Origin of the sequence: Streptomyces yerevanensis (assembly GCF_000716805.1) — a bacterium.
Taxonomy (GTDB): Bacteria; Actinomycetota; Actinomycetes; order Streptomycetales; family Streptomycetaceae; genus Streptomyces; species Streptomyces flaveus.
The window spans coordinates 67,346-90,635 of the sequence record NZ_JNWJ01000017.1; the positions used below are offsets into that span (position 1 = coordinate 67,346).

Here is a 23,290-nt window from a genome sequence, read left to right on the forward strand (position 1 = left end):
CATATGCCTGCACAGCGCCGCGGGGCCGCCATCGCCATGACGCGGCCCGAACTCGACGCCTTCCTCCAGGCGGGGCCGGTCTGCCGGCTGGGCACGATCGGCCCTGGTGGGCAGCCGCATGTGAGCGCCCTGTGGTTCGTCTGGGACGGCACGCACATCTGGCTGAACTCGCTGCTGCACAGCCAGCGGTGGACCGATCTCGGACGCGATCCGAGGGCGAGTGCGATCGTGGATGACGGCGGCCTGGATTTCACCCGGCTCCGCGGGGTCGAGCTGCGCGGCCGTGTCGAGGTGGTCGGCGAGACGCCGCGCAGGGGTGAACCGAACGACGAACTACGCACGCCCGAGCGGCTGTTCGCCGACAAGTACGCGGGGAGCGTCTTCCGGCACGACGGTCGGCACGCCTGGCTGCGGCTGACGCCGGAGAAGGTGACCAGCTGGGACTTCTCCAAGCTGCGCCGGTGACCGCCGCCTTGACGCCGACCCACTGAGATGAAAACGTCATACGCTATGAGCGAGAATTCAATTCTCCCCCACGCTTGCGAGGACCTGGCCGACATCCAGCAGCTGCTGGCCCGCTACGCCGTCGCCATGACCCGCGGCGACATCGACCGCGTGCTCGCCGTCTTCACGCCGGACGGCAGCTACAGCGCCTTCGGCGACACCTACCCGCTCGACGACTTCCCTGAGCTGACCGCCGCCGCACCCAAGGGGCTCTTCCTCACCGGCACGCCCGCCGTCGACTTCGCCGAGGACCGGCGCACGGCCACCGGCATCCAGCCACTGTGCTTCGTGGAGGACGCCACGCACGCCATGCGCATCGGCTACTACAACGACACCTACGTGCGCACCCCCGACGGCTGGCGGCTGCGCACCCGCGCCATGACCTTCATCCGCCGCAGCGGCGCCCACGACTCGGGCATCCCGCACGCCTTCGAGCGCTCCCGGCCGTGACTGTGTTTTCCCGGGGGATGACCCCCGGACCCCCAGCCGACACCTACCGCAGCGGGCTGCGCGCCTGGCTGGACGAGCACGACCTGTCCCCCGGCGCGGGCTACGACGGCTCGCTCGACGCGCAGGTCGCCCAGCTCGACCGGGTGCGCCGCGAGCTGTGGGACGCGGGATGGATGCGCTACGGCTGGCCGGAGGCGGTCGGCGGACGCGGCGGGCCGAGCGTGCTGCGGGCCGTGCTCGGCGAGGAGGTGGCCGCGCGCGAACTGGCCGAGCCCGGCCTGTACTCGATGGTCGAGGTCCTCGTGCCCACCCTGCTGTCGTACGCGCCCCCCGCCCTGGCCGCCGCCATGGTCCCGCGGCTGCTGAGCGGACAGGAGCAGTGGTGTCAGGGCTTCTCCGAGCCCGGCTCCGGCAGCGACCTGGCCTCCCTCACCACCCGGGCGGTGCGCGACGGCGACACCTGGGTGATCAACGGGCAGAAGGTGTGGACGAGCCTGGCGCAGTACGCGGCGCGGTGTGTCCTGCTGGCGCGTACCGGTCCCGACCCGGGCCATGCCGGGATCAGCGCCTTCTTCCTCGACATGGACACTCCTGGGATCACGGTCCGCCCGCTGCGCACGATGCATGGCGTCGACGAGTTCGCCGAGGTGTTCCTGGACGACGTGCGCATTCCGGCCGACCGGATCCTCGGCCGACCGGGCGACGGCTGGCGGCTGGCCATGGACCTGCTGCCGCACGAGCGCTCCACCTGCTTCTGGCACCGCGTGGCGCACCTGTACACCCGCCTGGACCGGCTGCTCGACGACGCCGCCGCGCCCGGCGACGAGGCAGCGGCCCTCGGCGAGGCGTATCTCGCGTTGCATACGGTGCGCTGCCGCTCGCTCACGACGCAGCACCGGCTCGCCGACGGCGCCCGGCTGGGCCCGGAGACCTCGGTGGACAAGATCCTGCTCGCCACGGCGGAGCAGCAACTTCTCGACACCGTCCGGGATGTGCTGCCGGGCGCCGTCGAACTGCACGACTCCGCCTGGCGCACCGAATACCTCTACTCGCGGGCCGCCACCATCTACGGCGGCACGGCCGAGGTGCAGCGCAACATCGTCGCGCGGCGCCTGCTCGGGCTGGGAAAGGAGTAGGGCCGTGGACGCCGAGGAACGCGAACTGCTCGAGGAGACCCTGCGCAAGACGATGACCGCCACGCCCTCCGGCGGCGGACTCGACGCGGCACTGACCGAACTCGGGTGGCCCGACATGCTGGCCGAGGAACCGTCCGCCGCAATCCGCGCCGTCTTCCGCCTGCTCGGCGAGACGGGCGCGCACGCGCCGCTGGTCAACGACGTGCTGCTGTACGAGATGGGCCGCCCGCTCGGCGGCGCGCTCCCCATGCCATACGCCGGCGGGAAGTGGGTCGAGTGGAGCCGCGAGGCCACCGCCGTCGGCACCGCCGTCGACCCCAGACTTCCGCTCCTGAGCGTCGCCGAGGGCGCCCCGGTCCCGCTGACGCTCGGCCGGCAGGCGCTGGCCTGGTGGCTGCTGGGCACGGGCCACGCCATGCTGGCGCTCGCCCGCCGGCACGTCCTGGACCGGCACCAGTTCGGCCGCCCGCTCGCCTCCTTCCAGGCCCTCCGCCACCGCCTCGCCGAGACCCTGGTCGCCCTGGAGGGCGCCGAGGCGACGCTGGTGCACGCCGACGGCGACCTCAGCTCACTGCTCGCCAAGGCCGCCGCCGGCCGGGCCGCGCTCACCGCCGCCCGCCACTGCCAGCAGGCGCTCGGCGGTCTCGGCTTCACCGCCGAGCACCCGCTGCACCGGCACGTCAAACGCACGCTCGTCCTCGACGGCCTGCTCGGCAGCACCCGCGAACTCACCCGCGAGGCGGGCCGGGTGCTGGCCACCCGGGGCGCGGCGCCCCGCCTCGTAGACCTGTGATCCCCGTCCCGCCGGACATCCGATGGGAGCCGACAACATGACAGACCGCTGGACCGACCTCCTGGACTGCCTGGTCCTCAAGCCCGTCGGGGACCAGGCGTACGAGGGACGCTCGCAGCAGCTTCCGTACCACCGGCTCTACGGCGGGCAGTTACTGGCGCAGTTCGTGCAGGCGGCCTGCCTCACCGCCCCCGGCAAGGCGGTCAAGTCACTGCACACGGTCTTCGTACGCGAGGGGAGCAGCGAAGAGCCGGTCAGGTATACCACCGACTGCCCCCACCAAGGCCGCAGTTTCGCGACCGTCCGCCTGGAGGCGGCGCAAGGGCACCGCACGGTGGCGGTCGCGACGGCGAGCATGCACACGTGGGAGGACGGTCCGGACCGCCAGACCGCCGCTCCCCTGCCGGACCTTCCCGGGCCCGAGCACGCCCTGTCGCTTGACCTTCTGCCCTTCCAGGCGCGTTCGCACGCCGACCTCGACGCGCCCGCCGTGGGCCCGCCGACGCTGGATCTGTGGCTGCGCACCCCGCCCGTCGCACCGGAGCTGGGGCCGGCGCTTCTCGCGTACGCCACGGACCTGACCCTCATCGGCACGGCGCTGCGCCCGGTGGACGGCCTGTCCCAGCGGGACGCGGGGGGCGCCTTCGCCTCCGCGGTCACCTCGCACACCGTGTGGTTCCACCGTCCGCTGCGCACGGACGACTGGCTGCTGCTGCGCCAGCGAAGCCCACTCGCCGCCCACGGCCGCGCGTACGGTCTGGGCGACGTGCTGAGCCGGCAGGGAGCGCTGGCGGCCGCGTTCGCCCAGGAAGCACTGCTGCGCTTCCGGGACTGAGTGGTCCCCGTACCCACAGCACGACCCATCACTGCGGCGCGAGATGGCGACCCTGCGCTCGCGCCGTCCCGTACGCCGCGAGGCGCCGCGCCGAGCTCCCGCTGAGCGACCGGCTGCCCACACTGGATCCGCCCGTTCGCATCGATGGCAAGCTTCAGCGTCCGAGCGCGGGAACCACGGATGCGAGGAAGTCGCGTACCGTGCTCTGCTGGTTCTCGCGGAGGACCGCCAGCTGACCCCGGAGCGCGTCCAGCGGATCCGTTTCCGGTGTACGGGCGTTCAGTTCCGTCAGTCCACTGCGCGCACACGCGCTGCACGCCGGCACCGGCATCCCGCTGTCACGGGGCGACAAGGCCGTGCGCTGACGCTGCGCGAACTGTCGCTCCTCGAGACCGTGGTCATCGAGTACGGCGAGCCACGGTAACGATGGACTCCGACGTGATCAACGATTTCGTCGCGCGGCACGGGGCACGAGCCGGGCGGCGGCTCAGTTCACCTCCACCACTGTCGCCGCTCCCATCCCGCCGCCGGCGCACATCGCCGCCACGCCCACGCCGCCACCGCGGCGGTGTAGTTCGTGGACCAAGGTCACCAGCATCCGCGCGCCGCTGGCGGCCACCGGGTGGCCGAGGGAGCAGCCGCTGCCGCTGACGTTCACCTTCTCCTCGTTCAGGCCCAGTTCCTTGATCGCCGCCAGCGGTACGGACGCGAACGCCTCGTTGATCTCGAACAGGGCCACGTCCGCCATCGAAAGCCCGGCCCGCGCCAGCGCCTTGGGGATGGCGGTGACCGGCGCCAGGCCCATGAGCGCCGGGTCCACGCCGACCGATGCCCAGGAGCGCACCGTGGCCAGGGCCGGAAGCCCGAGCCGGTCACTCGCGACGACCAGCATCGCCGCCGCGTCGTTGACGCCGGAGGCGTTGCCTGCGGTGATGCTGAAACCCTCGATCTCCGGGTGCAGCGGCCGCAGCGCTGCCAGCTTCTCCAGGCTGGTGCCGCGGCGCGGATGCTCGTCGGCTGCGAACGTCCCGTGCGGGGTGTCGATCGGCACCGTCTCTTCCTTGAACCGGCCCTCGTCCAGCGCCTGGATCGCCTTCTGGTGCGAGCGCAGCGCCCAGGCATCCAGCTCCGCCCGGCTGAGCCCGGCCTTGACGGCGGTGTTCCAGCCGACGCTGATCGACATGTCGAGGTTCGGCGCGTTCGGCCGGTCCGGGTGCGTGGGCGGCGTCCACGGCTCGCACCACTCGCCGTCGACGCGGTAGGCGCTCTTCGGGGCGGTGGAGAAGGACTGCACGCCGCCTGCGATCACCAGCCGTTCCATGCCGGCCATGATGCTCGCCGCCGCGGTCTGGACGGCCGAAAGGCCGGCGGCGCAGTGCCGGTTGACCGCGAGGCCCGGCACTTCGGCCAGGCCGAGGCGGACGGCCGTGTGCCGGGCAATGACGCCACCGCCGTAGTGGCCCTCGGCGAGGATCAGGTCGTCGATGTCCTGCGGGTCCAGGCCGTCGACGGCGGCACGTACGACGTGCTCGGCCAGTTCGTACGCGGTGGTGTCGCGCAAGGTGCCCTTCATCGATGTGCCGATGGGCGTACGCAGCGCGGCGGTGATGACGGCTTTCGGCGCTTCAGGCATGGGTCGGATCCCCTTCTGACGCGGCGTGGTCGGCGAGTTCGGTGACGAGGGTGCGGCGCAGCAGCTTGCCCGTGGTGGTGCGCGGCAGTTCGGCACGCACCACCACCGTGTCGGGGGTCTTCGACGAGCGCAGCCGCTCCCTGGCGTACGCCCGGATCTCGTCCGGGTCCGCGGTGCCGACCAGGACGGCGACGATCCGCTGCCCCCACTCCGCATCGGGGACGCCGACGACTGCGGCCTCTTCGACGTCCGGGTGGCGCATGAGGACGTCCTCGATCTCGGCAGGAGCGATGTTCTCGCCGCCGCGGATGATGGTGTCGTCCGCGCGCCCCTCGATGAAGAGGTAGCCGTCCGCGTCCATGCGGCCCTGGTCCCGGGTGGCGAACCAGCCGTCGTCCGCTCCGCGCTCGGCTCCGCCGTACTCGCCGGAGATCTGCTCGCCGCGTACGAAGACCAGTCCACTGGAGCCCGCAGGCACGGCGGCCCCCGAATCGTCACGGATCTCCACCTCCACGCCGGGCAGCGGCTGCCCGACCGAGCCGAGGCGGGCCCGCACGGCGTCATTCGTCGAGCCCATCGCCTCCCGGTGGTCGTCCGGGCCGAGAACAGCGATAGAGGAGGACGTCTCGGTGAGCCCGTAGGCACCCGCGAACCCCGTGTCGGGGAACTGGCGCAAGGCCCGCTCGATGACATGGCGCGGCGTGCGGGCGCCGCCGTAGGCCAGGCTGCGCAGCGCGGGGGCGTCGGCCGGGCCCGCGCCGACCGCTTCGGTGATACGGGCCAGCATCGTCGGCACCACCATGGCGTGGGTGATCCGCTCCTGGCGTACGGTCCGAAGCCAGCGGCCGGCGTCGAAAGCGGGCTCGTACACGACGCGCCGCCCCGAGTAGAGATTGCTGAGCAGGTTCATCAACCCCGCGATGTGGTACGGCGGAAGCGCGACAAGCGCCGCGTCGGCAGGATCCGCCGCGCCGAACTCCTGCGTGGCGAGGACGTACGCCATCAGGTGGCGGTGGCGCAGCAGCGCGGCCTTCGGGGCGGCGGTGGTGCCGCTGGTGTAGAGGATGACCGCCACTGCGTCCCGGCTGTCCGGCGATGTGGGGGCCGGTGCGTCGCCCGGCGGCGCCTGAAGCAGCGCGTCGAGCTCGTCCGGGCGCAGCACCTCGGCGCCGGGGTGGCGGGTCGCCAGCGCGGCCAGCTGGTCTTCGCCGAGCCGGTAGTTCAGCGGAACGAACGGGACGCCGGCCAGTGCCGCGCCGAACAGGGCTACGGGATAGGCGAGATGGTTCGCGCCCGTATACAGGACCGCGGGGCGGTCGCGGAAGCGGTCGGCGGCGTGCCGGGACAGGCGCAGCAGCTCCGCCGCGTCGAGCCTGCGGCCCGCGCACGCGACGGACGGAGGCTGCGCGGAAGCGGCCGCCATTTCAAGAATCACGGCTATATTCATGAGAACATTATTCTCTCTCAGGTAGATCTCGACTTACAAGGAGGAGGAAGGGTGTGCTGATACAGGGAAGTTCGGCACTGGTGGTCGGCGGTACGGGCGGCCTCGGCGAGGCGACGGTGCGCCGGCTGCACGCCGCCGGTGCCCGGGTCGTCGTGGCGGACGTGGCCGACGACAAGGGCAAGGCCCTCGAGGGCGAGCTGGATGGCGTGCGCTATGTCCGTACCGACGCGGCCGACGAGGAGTCGGTGCGGGCGGCCGTCGACGAGGCGGCAGGTGCGGGGGTGTTCCGGATCTGCGTGGACTGCCACGGCGGTCCGGCCGGCGGCGGCCGGCTGGTCGGCAAGGACGGCACGCCGCTGTCGCTGGACGCCTTCCGGACGACGGTCGAGCACTATCTGACCGCCGTGTTCAATGTGATGCGGCTCGCCGCCGCCGCCATGGCCCGCACCGAGCCGTACGGGGAGGACGAAGGGCGGGGCGTCGTGGTGACGACGTCGTCGATCGCCGCCTACGAAGGCCAGATCGGGCAGCTCCCCTACGCCGCGGCGAAGGGCGGGGTGGCCGCGATGACCCTGGTCGCGGCGCGCGATCTGGCGCCGGTCGGCATCCGTGTGGTGTCGGTCGCCCCCGGCACGGTCCTCACGCCCGCCTACGGCAAGGCGGCCGACCAGCTCTCTGCGTACTGGGGCCCGCAGGTACCGCATCCGCGCCGGATGGGGCGTCCCGAGGAGTTCGCGGCCCTGGTGCAGCACCTGTGCGAGAACGACTACCTCAACGGCGAGGTCGTCCGGTTGGACGGCGCGTTGAGGTTCCCGCCGAAGTAGCAACGAGCCCACCCCGGCGGCCGTCGCCCCACCTGAGCGCGGGTCAGGCGGATCCCGCCGGGTGCACCCCCGGTGGGGCCCCCTCCCCCGCCGCGATGTCGGCCAACAGGCCCTCGACGCGGGTCCGGGCGCGGCGGGCGACGCCGGCGCCCGGGGCGGTGTACACCCGGCCCGCCGCCACTGCGGCCAGCGCCGCCTCCGCGACTTCGCGCCGAGTGAGGATACCGTCCCGACCGGCCGCCGCACTGCGCATCGAGTCGGCGCCCGGCGGGAGCCGGATCGCGCCGAGGGCGGCCGAGTTCTCGCCGAGCGGCGTGTCCACAAGACCGGGGCACAGCACGGTCGCGCCGAGCGTCGGCGACACCTGCTTCAGTTCCGCGTCGAGGGTCTCGGTCAGGCCGACGACCGCGTGCATGGTGCCGGCGTAGGGCGTGCGGCCGGGCAGCGGGGCGAGGCCGCCTGCGGAGGCGGTGTTGAGGAAGTGCCCGGCGCCCTGCGCGATGAGCAGCGGCGCGAACGCGCGCACACCGTGGACGACGCCGCGCAGCTTGACGCCGATCATCCGCTCCCAGGTGCGGTCGTCCTGTTCCCACATCGGCGCGGCCGGGCACACGACCCCGGCGTTGTTGCACACCAGGTCCACCCGTCCGTACACGGCGACGGCGTGGTCGGCGAGGCGGTGTACCGACGCCGCGTCGCTGACGTCGGTGACTGCGGCGGTGACCTCGGCACCGGCCGCGCGCAGCGACTCCTGCGCCTCCGCGAGCCCGTCCTCACGGATGTCCGCGACGACCAGCCGGACCCCACGGGCCGCGAGCGCCTCGGCGAGGCCGTAGCCGATGCCGCTGGCACCGCCGGTGATGACCGCGACCTGTCCCTTGTCGATACGCAATGCCAACCCCTCCGCTCAGTCCCGGGCCATCTCCACGCGCGCCTTCGCCCACAGCCACTGCGCGTAGCCGTGCATCGCCTGGCCCGTCTCCCGGTCCCGGCGGCCCTCCACGGCGGCGTACCAGCTGCCCTCCAGCAGCGCGGCCAGCCGGAAGCAGGCCAGCACCTCGAACCAGCGGAAGGCGGAGATGTCGCGGCCGGTGGACTCGGCGTAGTACGCGATGAGTTCGGCGCGCGACGGCATGCCGTCCCAGGGCTTCAGGTATGGCTCGCCGCCGGGCGGGTCGCCGTCCTCGCGCCAGGCGGTGAGGATCCAGGCGAGGTCGAGCAGCGGGTCGCCCAGGGAGGCCATCTCCCAGTCGATGATCGCGGCCAGTCGCGGGGCGTCGTGGGACAGCATCACGTTGGCGAACTGCAGGTCGCCGTGGACGATGCCGGTGCGGCCCTGCTTCGGGGTATGGGCCGACAGCCATGCGGCCACCGCGTCGACGTGCGGGGACTCGGCCTCCCGGTAGGCGGCGCTGCCGCGGTAGCCGTGCAGCATGCGCAGGTAGCGCTCCGGCTGGCGCTCCACCCAGCCCTCGGGGCGGCCGAGTTCGCCCGCCCCGACCGCGTACGGATCTACCGTGGCGAGCTTCGCCGCCCCGTCCACCAGGGCGAACGCGGCGCGGCGGCGCCAGTCGGGGTCCTCGGCGTAGCGGCCGGGAAAGCGGCCCTGTGGGGTGAAGCCGTCGATCTTCTCCAGGATGGAGAAGGGCCCGCCGAGCGGGGAGTCGTCGTCGCCGCTGTGGGCGTACTGGCGCGGATGCGGTACGTCGGTGCCCGCGAGGGCCGCGAGCGCGCCGCTCTCGCGGCGGAAGGCGTCGGCGGCGCGCTCCTTGAGGTGGCGGCCGGGCATGCGCAGCACGAGTTCGGTGCCGTCGGCGCGACGCAGCAGGGAGAGAATGTTCTGCCCGCCGCCCGTGAGCGGAGGCAGCCCGACGACTGGTCCGTCACCGGGGAGGCCGGCAAGGCCCGGCCAGTCGTTGAGGAGTGCCAGGGTGTCGGTCACCGGGTCGTCGCCTCCTCCGACCGGACCAGGTCCGCGTACTTCTCGCGGGCGGCGGCGAGCCGGGCCGGCAGGTGTGCGGAGCCGAACAGCCGGTCGTCGGGGGGTTCCACGTCCTTCAGCAGCAGCCGGGCGACGACGTCCTTGTGCGCCTCCGTGGGGCCGTCCGCGACGCCGAGCACGGGGCCGGCCTGCCACATGCGGGTCAGCGGGAGCTCGTTGGAGACGCCGAGCGCGCCGTGCAGGTGCATGGCGCGGTAGGCGATGTCGACGAGGATCGTGGGCGTGGCGGCCTTCACGGCGGAGATGTGCAGCCGGGCCGCGCGCGCGTCCTCCTTGGTGCCGGTACGGGCGGCGTTGTCGGCGTGCCAGGCAGCGTGCAGCACCTGGAGGCGGAACTGCTCCAACTGGATCCAGCTGTCCGCGAGCGCGTGCCGTACCGCCTGCTGGTCGGCGAGCGGGCGGCCGCGGGTGCGCCGGCCGGCGATGCGCTCGGCCATCATCTCCAGCGCCCGCCGGCACTGCCCGACCGTCCGCATCGCGTGGTGCAGGCGTCCGCCGCCGAGGCGGGTCTGGGCGATGGCGAAGCCGGTACCCGGCTCGCCGAGGAGGTTCTCGGCGGGCACCCGGCAGCCGGTGAAGCGCAGATAGGCGTGCGCGCCCTCGCCGAGCGGCTCACCGGCGAGGCCGGTGGCGCGCACCATCTCCATGCCGGGGGTGCCGGCCGGGATGATGAACATCGAGGAGCCCTGGTACACCGGGACGTCCGGATCGGTGATCACCATGGCGATGACGAAGGCGGCGTGCGGGTAGTTGGAGGCGAACCACTTCTCGCCGTCGATCACCCAGTCGTCGCCGTCGCGGACCGCCCGGCAGGTGAAGCCACCGGGGTCGGCGCCGCCGGTCGGCTCGGTCATGGCGAAGGTGGAGACGATGTGGCCGTCCAGCAGCGGCTGCAGGTGCTCCTTGCGCTGCTCCTCGGTGCCGTAGTGGGCGAGGATCTCGGCGTTGCCGGAGTCGGGGGCCTGGGTGCCGAAGACCATCGGGGCCCAGCCGGAGCGGCCCAGGATCTCGTTGAGCAGGGCGAGTTGAAGCTGCCCCATGCCCATGCCGCCGAGCTCGGGCGGCAGATGCGCGGCCCACAGCCCCTGGTCGCGCACCCGCTGCTGGAGCGGGCGGACGCCTTCGGTGTAGACGCGGCTGGTGCGGTCGTACGGGTCCGCGTTGCCCGGGAAGAGCACGTCGAGCGGCTCGACTTCGTCGCGTACGAAGGCGTCGGCCCAGTCGAGGCGGGCCTGGAAGGCGGCGTCGGTGCTGAAGTCCCACATGGGGCGTCCCTTCCGGAGAAGTCAGAACGGTATTCGCAAGCTAGCAGAATGACATTCTCCCGTCCAGGAATCGCTGTTGGCGCAAGCTACCGGGCGGCTCAGACCCGGGCGCCGGCCACCAGGAAGCGCATCAGCTGCTCGATATCCGCCTCATCCGGCGTACGGCCGGCCAGCAGCCAGTGCTGCAGCGCCGCGATCGCCGCGCCGGCGACCGTCCGCCCGGCACGCTCCGGGTCCGCGGCCCCCAACTCGCGGGCGGGGGCAGCGAACAGCGTCCCCAGGTCGTCCACCAGCACGACCATCACATGCCCCGCGTCCGGCACCGGCGCCACCCCCGCCGACAGCACGGCGCGGATGCGTGCGGCCAGGCCGGGGTCGGTCGCCTGCCGCACCACTGCCGCGACACCGGTGCGCAGCCGCTCCTCGGGGGCGGCGTCGGCGGCACGCTGCAAGCGTCGGCGGACCCGGGCGGCGAGTTCTCTGGCGCCCCGCTCGACGATCGCCTCGACCAGGGCGTCCTTGCCGTCGAAGTACCGGTAGAAGGCGTCATTGGACAGGCCCGCGGAGGCCACGATGTCCGCGACCCGGGGCGAGCGGCGGCCACCCTCGGCCATCAACCGCAACCCGGCGTCGAGCAGGGCGTCCACCTCGGCGCGGGCTCCCTCCTCGGCGGCCGCCATCCGGCGGCGCACGGCGCGCTCGGCGAGCGTGGGGGGATTGGGGTCGGTCGCAGTCACAACATCCACCTCCTGTGCAAGAGTTCCGTTCTCTATAAAGAGAATGCTAATCTCGCACGCACTGCCGGACCTGTCGATCGGGGCAACGCACATGGGATACGCGGACGGCCTGTTCGACCTCAGCGGGCGCGTGGTGCTGGTCACCGGCGGCAGCCGCGGACTCGGCCGCGAGATGGCCTTCGGCGCGGCTCGCTGCGGTGCGGACGTCGTCATCGCCTCGCGGACGTACGAGGCGTGCGCCGCCACCGCCCGCGAGATCGAGAAGGAGACCGGCCGCGCCGCCCTGCCGTATGCCGTGCACGTGGGCCGCTGGGAGCAGCTGCCGGAGCTGGTGGACGCGGTGCACGAGCGCTTCGGCCGGCTGGACGTGCTGGTCAACAACGCCGGGATGTCACCGGTGTACGAGGATCTGGGCGAGGTGACGGAGAAGATGTTCGACGCCGTCGTCGCCCTCAACCTCAAAGGGCCCTTCCGGCTGTCGGTGCTGGTCGGACAGCGGATGGCCGAGGCGGGCGGCGGGTCGATCGTCAACGTCAGCTCCACCGGCTCCATACGCCCCCGCGCACCGATCGTGCCGTACGCGGCGGCGAAGGCAGGGCTCAACGCGATGACCGAGGGCCTGGCGCACGCGTTCGGTCCGACGGTCCGCGTCAACACCCTGATGTGCGGCCCGTTCGCCACCTGGGCCACCCGGCACTGGCAGGACGACCCCGAGGCCCTGGCGGCCGGCGTGCGCGGCCACGCGCTGCGGCGCATCGGCGATCCGCGCGAGGTCGTCGGGGCCGCCCTGTACCTGATGTCCGACGCCGCCTCGTACACCACCGGCGCGACCCTGCGGGTCGACGGCGGCATGCCCTGAGACGGAGGACGTGTGATGGGTCGATGGTCACGACGGCAGTTCGTCGGGACGGCGGCGGGCGCCATGGGCATGGTGCAGCAGGCGCTGCGCGACGTCAGCGCATGGGTGGAGAGGGGCGTGGCGCCCGCCAGGTCGACTCGGTATGCCGTGTCCGGCGGGCAGGTCGCGGTCGTCGGCGAAGCCGGGGTCCAGCGCGGCATCCAGCCGGTGGTCGACCTCGCTGTCGCGGGCGGCGACCGGATCGAAGTGGCGGCAGGGCGTGCGGTCGGCTTCCGGGCGCACATCACGGCGCCACCCGGGGCGGGCCGCATCGTGGCCGCAGAGTGGGGCTTCGCCGGCAGCGGCGACTTCACCGCCCACTCTGTCGGACCTGCCCGCCCAGCCGCCGAGGTCCGGGCCACGCAGACCTGTCGGGAGCCCAGGACGTACTTCCCGGTGCTGCGGGTCACCGCGCAGCGTGCGGGTGACAGCAGTTCCGAATTCGGGAGGGTGCAAAACCTGGGCCGGGTGTGGGTGGTCGTCCGCGCCGACTCGACCGGAAGGGATGACGCATGACCGCTCCCGACGACAATGCTCTGCGCCAGGACGTGCGGTATCTCAAGGACCGCATCGAGATCCTCGACTGCATCGCCCGGCATGCCCGGGGCTGCGACCGCCACGACACGGACCTCGTCACCAGCGCCTACCACCCGGACGGCACCGACGAGCACGGATCGACGATCAACTCGGGGCCCGCCTATGCCGGCTGGGCCAACCAGGTCCACGCCGCCACCTCCCGCGTCCACACCCACAACATCACCACCCACTCCTGCGACATCGACGGCGACACCGCGCACTGCGAGAGCTACGTGATCGTCATCCTCCTCGGCACCGACGACCGCACGGCGCAGTTCATCAGCGGCCGCTATCTCGACCGGCTGGAGCGTCGCGACGGCCATTGGCGGATCGCGGTGCGCCGCTCGACGGTCGAGGTGATGTTCACCGCCGATGCTTCCGTCCTGCGGTCGACGGCCTTCCGCGACCAGGGATATCTCAAGGGAACTCGCGACTTGGACGACCTTTCGTACGCCCGGCCCCTGCTGCCGGACGCACCCGCACCCACCCGCTGGAACACAGGAGGCGGCACATGCGCATCGGCCTGACCGGCGGCGCGGCGACGCCGGACAAGCTGGTCCGGCAGGCGCAGCGCGCCGAGGCGGACGGCTTCACCTCGCTCTGGTACGCCTCGACCGTGCTGGGCGATCCACTGACGCCCATGGCACACGCCGGCCGCGCGACGTCGACGATCGAGCTGGGCACGGCGGTGCTGCAGACCTACCCGTGCCATCCGCTGCTGCAGGCCAACCGGGCCGCCTCCGCCGCCGCCACGATGGGCCGCCCCGGCCTCACCCTCGGCATCGGGCCGTCGCACGAGGCCCTGATCCGCGGCGTGTACGGCCTGTCGTACGACCGCCCCGGCCAGAGCACGGAGGAATACGTCCGCATCCTCACCGCCCTGCTGCGCGGCGAAGACGTCGACTTCGAGGGCGAGGAGTGGACGACGCGCAGCGCGGGCGGCCGGATGACGGCCGTCGGCCAACCCGTGCCCGTCCTGCTGTCGGCCCTGTCGCCCCGCATGCTGCGCGTCGCCGGCCAGTACGCCGACGGCACCGTGCTGTGGATGGCGCCCGCGCGGGCGGTCGGAGAACACATCGCGCCGCGCCTGACCGCCGCCACCGAGGCGGTAGGGCGCCCGGCCCCGCGGATCGTCGCGGGGCTGCCGGTGGTGGTGCACGACGACACGGCCGAGGCGCGGGCGGCGGTCGCGGCGACCTCAGGAACGTACGCGGGCATGCCCAGCTACCAGCGCATCCTGGACATCGGCGGCGCCGATTCTCCTGCGGACGCGGCGATCGTGGGCAACGAGGAATCGGTGGGCAAGCAACTGAAGTCGCTGCTGGACGCGGGCGCGACGGACATCTGGGCGGCGATCGTCCCGGCGGGGCCGGATCCGGCGGCATCGGTGCGCCGCACCCGCGACCTGTTGCGGGAGGCCGCGGCGAGTCCTCACTGACTTCCCGTCGTCCCGGCCGGGCCGGGCGCAGCCCAGGCGGACGACCCCACGGCAGCAGCCGAACCTGCGGCCACTAGGACTCCGGCAGGGCGCTGACCAGATGCGGGAGATCGAGCGTCGAATGGATGCCCGGCGGGGCGGCGACCACCGCCGGGATCGCGTTGACCGCACGATTGGCGGTGTATCCCGGGGAGATGTCGGCCATCCGCTCCAGTGGGATGGGGAAGCGCAGGTCGATGTCGAGTGGGGCGTCGCCGTCCACCGCGATGTGCCAGCCGGTGGGGCGCAGCTCCCAGGCAGGGTTCAGGTCCGAGGTGCAATACCAGGTGGCGGTGAAGCTCAGCACCGGGCGGCCGTCGTGCATGGCGGCCACGGTGGTGCGCTGTGCGGCGACGCCGCCGGCCTCGATGACACCCGCGGCGATTCGGGTGTTCTTGCGCGCGGTCGCCACGTCGCCAGTGGCCTCCACCGCGTCGATACGGAGCCCGAGCGCGTCGCCCAGCAGCCGCAGCGACGGGCCGAAGCTCTCCCGCATATGGGCCAGTCGGCGCGGGTCGGGTCCGGCGGCGGCGCGGCCGAAACCCATGAGGTCGAAGAGCATCTCCGGTGAGGGGCGCTGCGACAGATCGGCGTACTCCGAGATGGCCAGGCGGTCGAGGCGGCGCTGGATCGAGGCGAGCGTCAGCGGCAGCGCCTCGGTGATGAAGCCGGGGCTGCTGCCGGTCGCGTGGACGGCGGTGCCGCCCCGGGTGCAGGCCGCTGCGATGCGGGCGTGTACGTCCGGGTCCATGCTCGGCGGGTGGTGGAGGGCGCCGCAGGTGGTGACGACGTTGGCGCCCGATTCGAGGAGGGTGCACAGCTCATCGACGTCGAGGACGCGGGGCATGTGCAGGATGCAGTCGGCGCCCAGGGCGAGGATCTGCTTGGGGTCCGTGGTCGCGTGGATGCCGGTCGGGGGCAGGCCGCAGAGGGTGCCCGCGTCCGCGTCGGCCTTGTCCTCGCCCGTGACATGGACGCCGGCCAGGTCCAGCTGCGGGTGTTCGATGACGGCGCGCAGGGCTCGGGCGCCAATGGTGCCGGTGGCCCACTGGACGACGCGGATCATGTGGCCTCCTCGTGTTCGCCGAGACGTGGCGGGTCTGCGTACGACGGCGTGTGGCCGGCTACCCGGATCGGGCTCCCGATCAGGCGGAATCGGCCCGCCTGGACGATCACGGAGGGGTCCGCGGCCAAGGCCTCCGGCAGGGTGCGTACCGCCGCGGCGGCGACCCCGAGCGGACGGAGTCTGGCCTCCCAGCCGAGCGCGGTGTCCGCCGACAGCGCCTTGGTGACGGCGGCCACCACCTCCTCGCGGCGGGCCGAGCGCTCGGCCATGGTTGCGAAGGCCGGTTGGTCCACGTCGGCCTCGGTGGCGAAGGCGCGCCAGAAGGTGTCGTGGGTGATGAACAGCGCCAGGTGGCCGTCGGCCGTGGGGAAGAGCTGTGCCGGTACGTAATACGAGTGCGCGCCGCCCGCCCGGCGCTGCGGGGCCGTGCTCTCGTTGAGCCAGGCGGAGGCGCGGTAGTTGAGCTGGGAGAGCATGACGTCCCGCAAGGTCACCTCGACCTGGCCGCCGCGTCCGGAGTGCACCTGCGCGAGGAGGCCGAGAGCGGCGGTCAGGCCCGCGGAGTTGTCGGCGGCCGAGTAGCCGGGGAGTTGGGGCGGCCCTTCGGGGTCGCCGGTCAGGGCGGCGACGCCGGTGGCGGCCTGGATGGCGTAGTCGAAGGCGGGCTCGTCGGCGCCGTCGAGGCCGTAGCCGGTGACGGCCACGCAGACCAGGCGGTCGTTGACCGGGGCGAGGGCCTCGTAGGTGAGGCCGAGGCGGCGGATGGCGGAGGGTTTGAGGTTCACCAGCAGGGCGTGGGCGTCGCGGGCCATGTCGTGCAGGCGGGCCTGGCCGACAGGGGTGGTCAGGTCGAGACGGACGGAGCGCTTGCCCCGGTTGAGGCTGGCGAAGTACGCGTCGGAGACCTGGCGGGAGAGGTCGCCGCCCGGCGGTTCGACCTTGGTGACCTCGGCGCCGAGGTCGGCGAGCAGCATGGTCGCGTACGGGCCTGCGAGGATGTGGCCGACCTCCAGGACGCGCAGCCCGGCCAGCGGGCCGGTCCGGCCACGGGCGTCCCCGACGCCGGAGGCCGAACCGCACCGCACCGGATCCCCGTCCCGGACCGGATCCCTCACCGGAACTCCCGCGCGATCGCCGCCACCGCGTCCCGTGTCCGCAGTTTGGACGCCACCAGCTGCTCCCGCCCCTCCCCGATCGGCAGCAGCCGCACCGACAGATCCGTCACGCCGGCATCAGCGAAGCGCTTGAAGCGGGCCGCGATCGCCTTTTCATCCCCCGCCGCGCACAGGTCGCCGACGTCGCGGGCGTCCCCGTACTCCAGCAGGCGCTGGTAGTTGGGCGATATCTCCGCCTCGCCCAGGATGCGGTTGGCCCGCTCGCGGGCCTCGTCGACGCGGGACGGCTCGCAGAGGCAGACCGGTATGCCGGCGACGATGCGCGGGGCCGGCCGTCCGGCCGCGGCAGCGGCCTTGGTGATACGTGGCGCGACGTGCTCGGCCACGGCCCGCTCGTCCGCCATCCACAGCACGGTGCCGTCGGCCCGCTCCCCCGCGATGCGCAGCATGACCGGACCGAGCGCGGCCACCAGGACGGGCAGCGGGGCGACGGGGGCGAGGCCCAGCGGATTGTGCACGGTGAAGCGCTCGTTGGTCACGTCCACCGAGCTCGCCCCGCTCACGCCCGTACCCAGGACCTCGAGGTAGTCGCGCAGATAGGCGGCGGGCTTCTCGTACGGCAGGCCCAGCATGTCGCGCACGATCCAGTGGTGCGAGGCGCCGACGCCCAGCGCGAGCCGGCCCTGGGCCGCGGCGTGCGCGGACAGCGCCTGCCGGGCGAGGGCGATCGGATGCTGGGCGTGTACGGGCACGACAGCCGTGCCGAGTTCGATGCGCGTGGTCACCGTGCCCATCAGGGCGATGGCGGTGAGCGCGTCGAAGTCCGTGGGCACCTGCGGCACCCACACGGTGTCGAAGCCGGCCTCCTCGGCCCAGCGCGCGTCGTCGAGCATCCGGGCGGCCTTACGCGCGCTGTCGCCCCGCTCCGGGCCGGTCATCACTCCGATACGCATACGGTTTCGGTCCTCACGATCGGTCGGGCGCGGCGGTCAGCCGGCGGATGTCGGTCACGATCTCGTCCAGGGGGGTGCCGGTCGGATACACGGCCGCCGCGCCCGCCTTGTGCAGGCGGCGGATGTCCGAGGCGGGAATCGCGCCGCCCACGACGACGGCGATGTCGCCGGCGCGGGCGGCGCGCAGTACCTCGACGGTGCGGGTCGTCAGGGCGATGTGCGCGCCGGAGAGGATGCTCAGCCCGATGAGGGCGACGTCCTCCTGCACGGCGGTGGCGACGATGTCGGGCACCCGCTGCCGGATGCCGGTGAAGACGACCTCGAAACCGGCGTCCCGCAGCGACCGCGCGACGATCTTCGCGCCACGGTCGTGGCCGTCGAGCCCGGGCTTGGCGATGAGTATGCGGGCGCCCATCAGAACACCACCGGCTGCCGGAACTCGCCCCACGCCGCCCGCAGCACGTCGGACATCTCGCCGACGGTGCAGTACGCGGCGGCGCAGTCCACCAGCGGCTGCACAAGGTTCACGTCCGGCGTGTCAGCAGCCCGCCGCAGTGCTTCCAGCGTGCGCCGCACGCCGGCGGCGCTGCGCTCGGCCTTGACCCGGGCGAGCCGCTTCAGCTGGCGCTCGCGTCCTGCGGCGTCGAGTTCGTACGTGGCGATGTCGGGGGCCGGCTCATCGGTGGTGAACCGGTTGACGCCGACCACCGGGCGGACGCCGGACTCGATGTCCTGGTGCGTGCGATACGCCTCGTCGGCGATGAGGCCCTGCAGGTAGCCGTCCTCGATGGCGTGGACCATGCCGCCGTGGTGCTCCAGGTCGTCCATGATCTCGATCACCTTCGCTTCGGTCGCGTCCGTAAGCGCCTCGACGAAGTACGAGCCACCGAGCGGATCGGCGACGGCGGCAACGCCCGTCTCCTCGGCCAGGATCTGCTGGGTGCGCAGCGCGAGCGTCGCGGACTCCTCGCTCGGCAGCGCGAATGGCTCGTCCCAGGCCGCGGTGAACATCGACTGGACGCCGCCGAGCACCGAGGCCAGGGCCTCATAGGCGACGCGCACGGTGTTGTTGCGGGCCTGCGGGGCGTACAGCGACGCGCCGCCGGCCACGCAGCCGAAGCGAAACATGCAGGCCTTGTCGGTCGTCGCACCGAAGCGGTCGCGGACGATGCTCGCCCACCGCCTGCGCCCGGCCCGGTACTTGGCGATCTCCTCGAAGAAATCGCCGTGCGTGTAGAAGAAGAAGGAGATCTGCGGGGCGAAGTCGTCGATGGTCATCCGCCCGCGTTCCAGGACCGTCTGGCAGTAGGTCACGCCGTCGGCCAGGGTGAACGCCATCTCCTGTACGGCGTTGGCCCCGGCGTCGCGGAAGTGGGCGCCGGCCACCGAGATGGCGTTGAAGCGGGGCACCTGCCCGGCGCAGAACTCGATGGTGTCCGCGATCAGCCGCAGCGACGGCTCCGGCGGCCAGATCCAGGTGCCGCGCGAGGCGTACTCCTTGAGAATGTCGTTCTGGATGGTGCCGGTGAGCTTCGCGCGCGGGATGCCGCGCTTTTCGGCGGCGGCCACGTACAGGGCGAGGAGGATCGCCGCCGTGCCGTTGATGGTGAAGCTCGTGCTGACCTCGTCGAGCGGGATCGCGTCGAAGAGGATCTCGACGTCGGCGAGGGTGTCCACGGCCACGCCGACCCGGCCCACTTCGTCCCCGTACTCCGGGTCGTCGGAGTCGTAGCCGCACTGGGTGGGCAGGTCGAGGGCCACGGACAGGCCGGTCGAGCCCTGGTCGAGCAGGTAGCGGTAGCGGCGGTTGGACTCCTCCGCCGTGCCGAAGCCCGAGTACTGGCGGCGGGTCCATTTCCGGCCCCGGTAGCCGGTCGGGAAATTGCCGCGGGTGAAGGGGTACGCACCGGGCGCGGGCGGCTGCCGGGTGACGTCGTCCGGCGTGTAGACGGACTTCAGCGGCAGGCCGGACGGGGTACGCACGTCGTCGGCATCGGTCATGACTGCGGTGCCACCTCCTCGGCGGCCAGCCGGTTCTTGAGCACCTTGCCGGTGGCCCCGAGCGGCAGCGCATCGCGGAACTCGACGTACCGGGGCACCTTGAACCCGGCCATCCGCTTCTTGCTCCAGGCGATCAGCTCGTCGGCGGTCACCTGCTGTCGTGCCACCACGAACGCCTTACCGACCTGCCCCATCCGCTCGTCCGGCACCCCGACGACGGCGGCCTGCGCCACGGCCGGATGCTCGAGCAGGAAGCCCTCGATCTCCGCCGGGTAGGCGTTGAAGCCGCCGACGATGAACATGTCCTTCTTCCGGCCGACGATCTTCAGCCGGCCCTCCTCGTCCAGTTCCCCCAGGTCGCCGGTGTGCAGCCACCCGTCGCGATCGACGGCCTCGGCGGTGGCGGCGGGGTCGTCGAGGTAGCCCTGCATCACGGCGTAGCCGCGGACGAGGACCTCGCCGTCCTCGGCGATGCGTACCTCGAAGCCTTCGCAGGGGCGGCCGACGGTGGTGGCGACGGCCTCGTACGGGTCGCCGGGGCGGGACGCGGTCACGGTGCCGGCCTCGGTGAGGCCGTAGCCGGTCATCAGGTGCTGGAAGGGGAGTTCGGTGGTGATCCGGCGGACCAGTTCGACGGGGATGTCGGCGGAGCCGGTGACGGCGACGCGCAGCGACGACAGGTCCCGGCCCGGCGGGGCCGCGAGCAGCGCGTGGTAGAGCGTGGGCGGCCCCGGCAGTACGGTGACGCGCTCGCGCTCCACGAGGTCGAGCACCGTGCCGGGGTCGAAGACGGCGACCGGCAGCATGGTCGCGCCGCGCAGGAAGGAGGCGACCAGTCCGGCTTTGTAGCCGAAGATGTGGAAGTACGGGTTGACCATCAGGTAGCGGTCGCCGCGGCGCAGCTGGGCCAGGTCGCACCACTCGTCGTACAGGCGCAGCGTCTGGCCGTGGGTGGTCATGACGCCCTTGGGCCGGCCCGTGGTCCCAGAGGTGAAGATGATGTCGGCGAGGTCGTCCTCGCCGACATCCCGCTCCAGCGGACTGCCGGCAGCGAGGAAACCGGACCGCACGTCGACGACCGGCACACCGTCCGGTGCCGTGAACTCGCGGCCGAGGAAGCCGTCCTCGACAAGCACCGCCTTGGCCCCGCTGCGGCGCACGATGTCGTGCGCCTCCGCGTCCTTGAACCGGGTGTTCACGGGGACCAGCACGCCTCCGGCAGCCAGCAGCCCGAACGCCGCGACGATCCACTCGACGGAATTGGGCGCCCACAGGGCCACTCGGTCGCCCTTGCGGATGCCGAGTTCCGAGGCGTAGGCGCCGGCTGCCACCCGTATGCGATCGGCCAGCTCACGGAAGGTGAGACGCACTCCCCCGTCGACGACCGCCTCCGCGTCACCGAACCGGTCGGCGGCGCTGAGCGCCAGCTCAGGGATGCTGCGCCACCTCGACCCGCTCACGAGGCCATCAGGCGGGCCAGGTTGCCGCCCATGACCTTGGCCTTGTCGGTGTCGTCGAGCTTGCCGAGAAAGTCGACGTACGTCACCGGGTCGGCGAGGCCCTCCGGGTGGGGGTAGTCGGAGCCGAAGAGGATCCGCTCGATGCCGATCAGGTCGCCGAGGGCGGCCATGTCCTCCTCCCAGAACGGGCTGATGTGGATGTGCCGCTTGAAGACGTCGACCGGATTCTCCTGGAACTCGTGCGGCATCTTCTTGTACACATCCGCGAGCCGGCCCAGCACCGGCTCCACCCACGCGGCTCCCTGCTCGATCACCGCGATCTTCAGCTCGGGGAAGCGGGAAAGCATGCCGTGGCAGATCATCGAGGACACCGCGTCCTCGATCGGCCGCCACTCGTTCACCTGCCGGAAGGCGTTCGGCTTGAACGGCAGGAACTCACGGGTGCTGCCCTCCCAGTCGTTCGCGTAGTTGGCGTAGCCGCTGTCGGAGGAATGGAAGGTCACGAGGGCGCCGGTCTCCTGCACCCGCTTCCAGAACGGGTCGAACTCGGGCAGGGCGAAGGAGCGGGTGACGCCGCCCACCCCTGGCACGGGCGCGGGTCGCACGAGGATCGCGCGGGCGCCGCGTTCCACCACCCAGTTCAGCTCGTCGATCGCCTTGTCCACGAACGGCAGCGTGATCACCGGCACCGTGAAGATGCGGTCCTTGTAGACGAAGCCCCAGGTCTCGTGCAGCCACTGGTTGAGGGCGTGGATGACCGCGTGGATGAGCTCCGGGTCGTCCTTCATCCGCTCCTCGATGAGGCTGGCGAGGGTCGGGAACATCAGCGAGCGCTGGATGCCGAGTTCGTCCAGCAGCTCAAGCCGCGGGCCCGGCTCGCGGAAGGCGGGGATGGCTCGCATCGGCTCGCCGAAGATCTCCCGGCGGGTCTTGCCGTCGGGGTTGCCGACCTTGAAGTACTCCTCCATGGCGCCGGGACGGGCGACGACGTCGAAGGTCGGGTTCGGGATGTACTCGCTGATCTGCCCCCGAATGGCGATCTTGGTGCGGCCGCGGACGTCGACGTACTCGATCGCCCCGTCGTACTCCTTCGGGAGGAACCTGGTCAGGGCCTCGCGGGTCTCGTAGAGGTGGTTGTCAGCGTCGAAGAGCGGAAAGGGCAGCGTGCGCGAGGGCATGAGATCCTCCTTTGCTGATTGAGAGAACCTTATTCTCGCTACTGTGGCGAGGCAAGGCTGCGGCCGCCCCCGTTCCCGATGCCGCCGTGCGCCTCGACGAAGGGATAGACGCGTGTGAAGTCGGCGCCGGGCTCTGCGTCCGCGAACCGCCGCCACAACGCACCGACCAGCGCGCCGACTTCGTCCGGGACGTCCAGCTCCGCAGCGGTCCGCAGGTACAGATCCACGTCCTTGGCCATCAGCGAGTTGGCGAACCCGGAGTCGTAGTGGCCGGTGAGGACGTGGCGGGGGAACTTGTCCTCGGTGGCGCCGCTGCGGCCACTGGAGGCATTGACGACGTCCAGCAGCAGCTCCGGGTCGAGGCCGGCGGCGCGTCCGAACGCGACAGCTTCGCTGGCGGCGGCGAGCGCGGCGGCGGAGAGGAAGTTGTTGGCCAGCTTGAGCGCCTGCGCCATGCCCTGCCGGTCGCCGACCCTGCGGCGCCGGTCGCTGAGATCGGCGAGCACGGGCTCGACCGCGGCGCAGATGCCGTCCGGGGCGGCGTACATGACGGTGAGCGTCCGGGCGCGAGCCCCGGCCACGCCGCCGGATACGGGAGCGTCGGTGTAGCCGATCCCCTCCGCCGCGAGGACTTCCGCGATACGGCGGGCCGCGGCGACGCCGACGGTGGAGGTGTCCACGACGTATCCGGCACGGCGTCCCGCCGTCTCCGCGACCTCCCGTGCGACCTTCTCGCTGATCTGCCCGTCGGGGAGCGAGAACACCACCGTCCGTGCCCTGCGGGCCACCTCGGCGACGTCCTTGGCGAACGCGGCACCCGCCGGTGCCCGCCCCGGGCCTGCCGCGTCGTGCGCGACGACGTGGTGGCCGCGCTGCACGAGGTTGACTGCGAGCGCACCGCCCATGTTGCCGAGCCCGATGAATCCGACCGTGGCCACGC

Annotated in this window: 24 protein-coding genes; 10 read left to right on the forward strand and 14 right to left on the reverse strand. The window is 72.3% G+C overall.

Features of this window, described 5'->3' with window-relative positions; translation table 11 throughout:
- Positions 1-3: 3 nt before the first annotated feature.
- The 5 genes from OP79_RS19655 to OP79_RS19675 are packed head-to-tail and all read left to right on the forward strand — an operon-like array spanning position 4 to position 3,718.
- A complete protein-coding gene (locus OP79_RS19655) occupies positions 4-465 on the forward strand; it encodes a pyridoxamine 5'-phosphate oxidase family protein (protein WP_033321560.1) in 462 nt (153 codons plus the stop codon).
- Positions 466-510: 45 nt separating this feature from the next.
- Positions 511-954: a nuclear transport factor 2 family protein gene (locus tag OP79_RS19660; RefSeq protein WP_033321561.1), complete on the forward strand. Its 444-nt coding sequence runs from the start codon at positions 511-513 to the stop codon at positions 952-954.
- 17 nt (positions 955-971) lie between these two features.
- Positions 972-2,090: an acyl-CoA dehydrogenase family protein gene (locus OP79_RS19665; protein WP_033321562.1), complete on the forward strand. Its 1,119-nt coding sequence runs from the start codon at positions 972-974 to the stop codon at positions 2,088-2,090.
- A gap of 4 nt (positions 2,091-2,094) precedes the next feature.
- Positions 2,095-2,883, forward strand: coding sequence for an acyl-CoA dehydrogenase family protein (locus tag OP79_RS19670; RefSeq protein ID WP_033321563.1), 789 nt, complete (start codon positions 2,095-2,097; stop codon positions 2,881-2,883).
- Between the two features lie 37 nt (positions 2,884-2,920).
- Positions 2,921-3,718 (forward strand): acyl-CoA thioesterase, encoded by a 798-nt coding sequence (locus OP79_RS19675; RefSeq protein WP_033321644.1) that lies wholly within the window; start codon positions 2,921-2,923, stop codon positions 3,716-3,718.
- A gap of 487 nt (positions 3,719-4,205) precedes the next feature.
- Here the strand turns inward: OP79_RS19675 and OP79_RS19680 are convergent, their stop codons facing one another.
- Together OP79_RS19680 and OP79_RS19685 are read right to left on the reverse strand one after the other, a co-directional pair.
- Positions 4,206-5,351 carry a thiolase family protein gene (locus OP79_RS19680; RefSeq protein WP_033321564.1) on the reverse strand — a complete coding sequence of 382 codons (1,146 nt, stop codon included), beginning with the start codon at positions 5,349-5,351 and terminating at the stop codon, positions 4,206-4,208.
- Positions 5,344-6,798: a class I adenylate-forming enzyme family protein gene (locus OP79_RS19685; RefSeq protein WP_033321565.1), complete on the reverse strand. Its 1,455-nt coding sequence runs from the start codon at positions 6,796-6,798 to the stop codon at positions 5,344-5,346. The genes OP79_RS19680 and OP79_RS19685 overlap by 8 nt, the downstream gene beginning before the upstream one ends.
- Before the next feature lie 53 nt (positions 6,799-6,851).
- Between OP79_RS19685 and OP79_RS19690 the strand changes: the two genes are divergently transcribed.
- On the forward strand, positions 6,852-7,622 hold the full coding sequence (locus tag OP79_RS19690; protein ID WP_033321566.1) for an SDR family oxidoreductase: 771 nt from the start codon (positions 6,852-6,854) through the stop codon (positions 7,620-7,622).
- 43 nt (positions 7,623-7,665) lie between these two features.
- Here OP79_RS19690 and OP79_RS19695 read toward each other — a convergent pair whose 3' ends face one another.
- From OP79_RS19695 to OP79_RS19710, 4 genes are all read right to left on the reverse strand, one after another.
- Complete coding sequence (locus tag OP79_RS19695) at positions 7,666-8,514, reverse strand: SDR family NAD(P)-dependent oxidoreductase (RefSeq protein ID WP_051744755.1); 849 nt, start codon at positions 8,512-8,514, stop codon at positions 7,666-7,668.
- A 15-nt stretch (positions 8,515-8,529) separates the two neighbouring features.
- Positions 8,530-9,564 carry a phosphotransferase family protein gene (locus OP79_RS19700; RefSeq protein ID WP_051744756.1) on the reverse strand — a complete coding sequence of 345 codons (1,035 nt, stop codon included), beginning with the start codon at positions 9,562-9,564 and terminating at the stop codon, positions 8,530-8,532.
- Positions 9,561-10,889, reverse strand: coding sequence for an acyl-CoA dehydrogenase family protein (locus OP79_RS19705; protein ID WP_033321567.1), 1,329 nt, complete (start codon positions 10,887-10,889; stop codon positions 9,561-9,563). The genes OP79_RS19700 and OP79_RS19705 overlap by 4 nt, the downstream gene beginning before the upstream one ends.
- 98 nt (positions 10,890-10,987) lie before the next feature.
- Complete coding sequence (locus tag OP79_RS19710) at positions 10,988-11,626, reverse strand: TetR/AcrR family transcriptional regulator (RefSeq protein ID WP_051744757.1); 639 nt, start codon at positions 11,624-11,626, stop codon at positions 10,988-10,990.
- Between the two features lie 43 nt (positions 11,627-11,669).
- Here OP79_RS19710 and OP79_RS19715 point away from each other — a divergent pair, with 43 nt between their 5' ends.
- From OP79_RS19715 to OP79_RS19730, 4 genes are read left to right on the forward strand one after another with little or no spacing between them, the layout of a single operon-like run.
- Complete coding sequence (locus OP79_RS19715) at positions 11,670-12,485, forward strand: SDR family NAD(P)-dependent oxidoreductase (protein ID WP_245685385.1); 816 nt, start codon at positions 11,670-11,672, stop codon at positions 12,483-12,485.
- Positions 12,486-12,500: 15 nt separating this feature from the next.
- The gene (locus tag OP79_RS19720) at positions 12,501-13,040 is read left to right on the forward strand and encodes a hypothetical protein (RefSeq protein WP_033321569.1); all 540 of its coding nucleotides are present in this window, start codon (positions 12,501-12,503) and stop codon (positions 13,038-13,040) included.
- Positions 13,037-13,627, forward strand: a complete 591-nt coding sequence (locus tag OP79_RS19725) for a nuclear transport factor 2 family protein (RefSeq protein ID WP_033321570.1) — start codon at positions 13,037-13,039, stop codon at positions 13,625-13,627. Before OP79_RS19720 ends, OP79_RS19725 begins: the two co-directional genes overlap by 4 nt.
- The gene (locus tag OP79_RS19730) at positions 13,612-14,538 is read left to right on the forward strand and encodes a TIGR03564 family F420-dependent LLM class oxidoreductase (RefSeq protein ID WP_033321571.1); all 927 of its coding nucleotides are present in this window, start codon (positions 13,612-13,614) and stop codon (positions 14,536-14,538) included. The genes OP79_RS19725 and OP79_RS19730 overlap by 16 nt, the downstream gene beginning before the upstream one ends.
- Before the next feature lie 73 nt (positions 14,539-14,611).
- On the opposite strand, the gene OP79_RS19735 is transcribed toward OP79_RS19730, so the two are convergent.
- The 8 genes from OP79_RS19735 to OP79_RS19770 are packed head-to-tail and all read right to left on the reverse strand — an operon-like array spanning position 14,612 to position 23,288.
- Positions 14,612-15,643: an NAD(P)H-dependent amine dehydrogenase family protein gene (locus OP79_RS19735; RefSeq protein WP_033321572.1), complete on the reverse strand. Its 1,032-nt coding sequence runs from the start codon at positions 15,641-15,643 to the stop codon at positions 14,612-14,614.
- Complete coding sequence (locus OP79_RS19740) at positions 15,640-16,758, reverse strand: CaiB/BaiF CoA transferase family protein (protein ID WP_245685386.1); 1,119 nt, start codon at positions 16,756-16,758, stop codon at positions 15,640-15,642. The genes OP79_RS19735 and OP79_RS19740 overlap by 4 nt, the downstream gene beginning before the upstream one ends.
- Positions 16,755-17,711, reverse strand: coding sequence for a TIGR03564 family F420-dependent LLM class oxidoreductase (locus OP79_RS19745; RefSeq protein ID WP_033321573.1), 957 nt, complete (start codon positions 17,709-17,711; stop codon positions 16,755-16,757). Before OP79_RS19745 ends, OP79_RS19740 begins: the two co-directional genes overlap by 4 nt.
- Before the next feature lie 13 nt (positions 17,712-17,724).
- Positions 17,725-18,126, reverse strand: a complete 402-nt coding sequence (locus OP79_RS19750; RefSeq protein WP_033321574.1) for a cobalamin B12-binding domain-containing protein — start codon at positions 18,124-18,126, stop codon at positions 17,725-17,727.
- The gene (locus OP79_RS19755) at positions 18,126-19,712 is read right to left on the reverse strand and encodes a methylmalonyl-CoA mutase family protein (RefSeq protein ID WP_033321575.1); all 1,587 of its coding nucleotides are present in this window, start codon (positions 19,710-19,712) and stop codon (positions 18,126-18,128) included. Before OP79_RS19755 ends, OP79_RS19750 begins: the two co-directional genes overlap by 1 nt.
- Positions 19,709-21,172, reverse strand: a complete 1,464-nt coding sequence (locus OP79_RS19760) for a FadD3 family acyl-CoA ligase (protein ID WP_033321576.1) — start codon at positions 21,170-21,172, stop codon at positions 19,709-19,711. Before OP79_RS19760 ends, OP79_RS19755 begins: the two co-directional genes overlap by 4 nt.
- Positions 21,169-22,350, reverse strand: a complete 1,182-nt coding sequence (locus tag OP79_RS19765) for an amidohydrolase family protein (RefSeq protein ID WP_033321577.1) — start codon at positions 22,348-22,350, stop codon at positions 21,169-21,171. Before OP79_RS19765 ends, OP79_RS19760 begins: the two co-directional genes overlap by 4 nt.
- A gap of 38 nt (positions 22,351-22,388) precedes the next feature.
- Positions 22,389-23,288: an NAD(P)-dependent oxidoreductase gene (locus OP79_RS19770; protein WP_211270830.1), complete on the reverse strand. Its 900-nt coding sequence runs from the start codon at positions 23,286-23,288 to the stop codon at positions 22,389-22,391.
- Between the last annotated feature and the right edge of the window lie 2 nt (positions 23,289-23,290).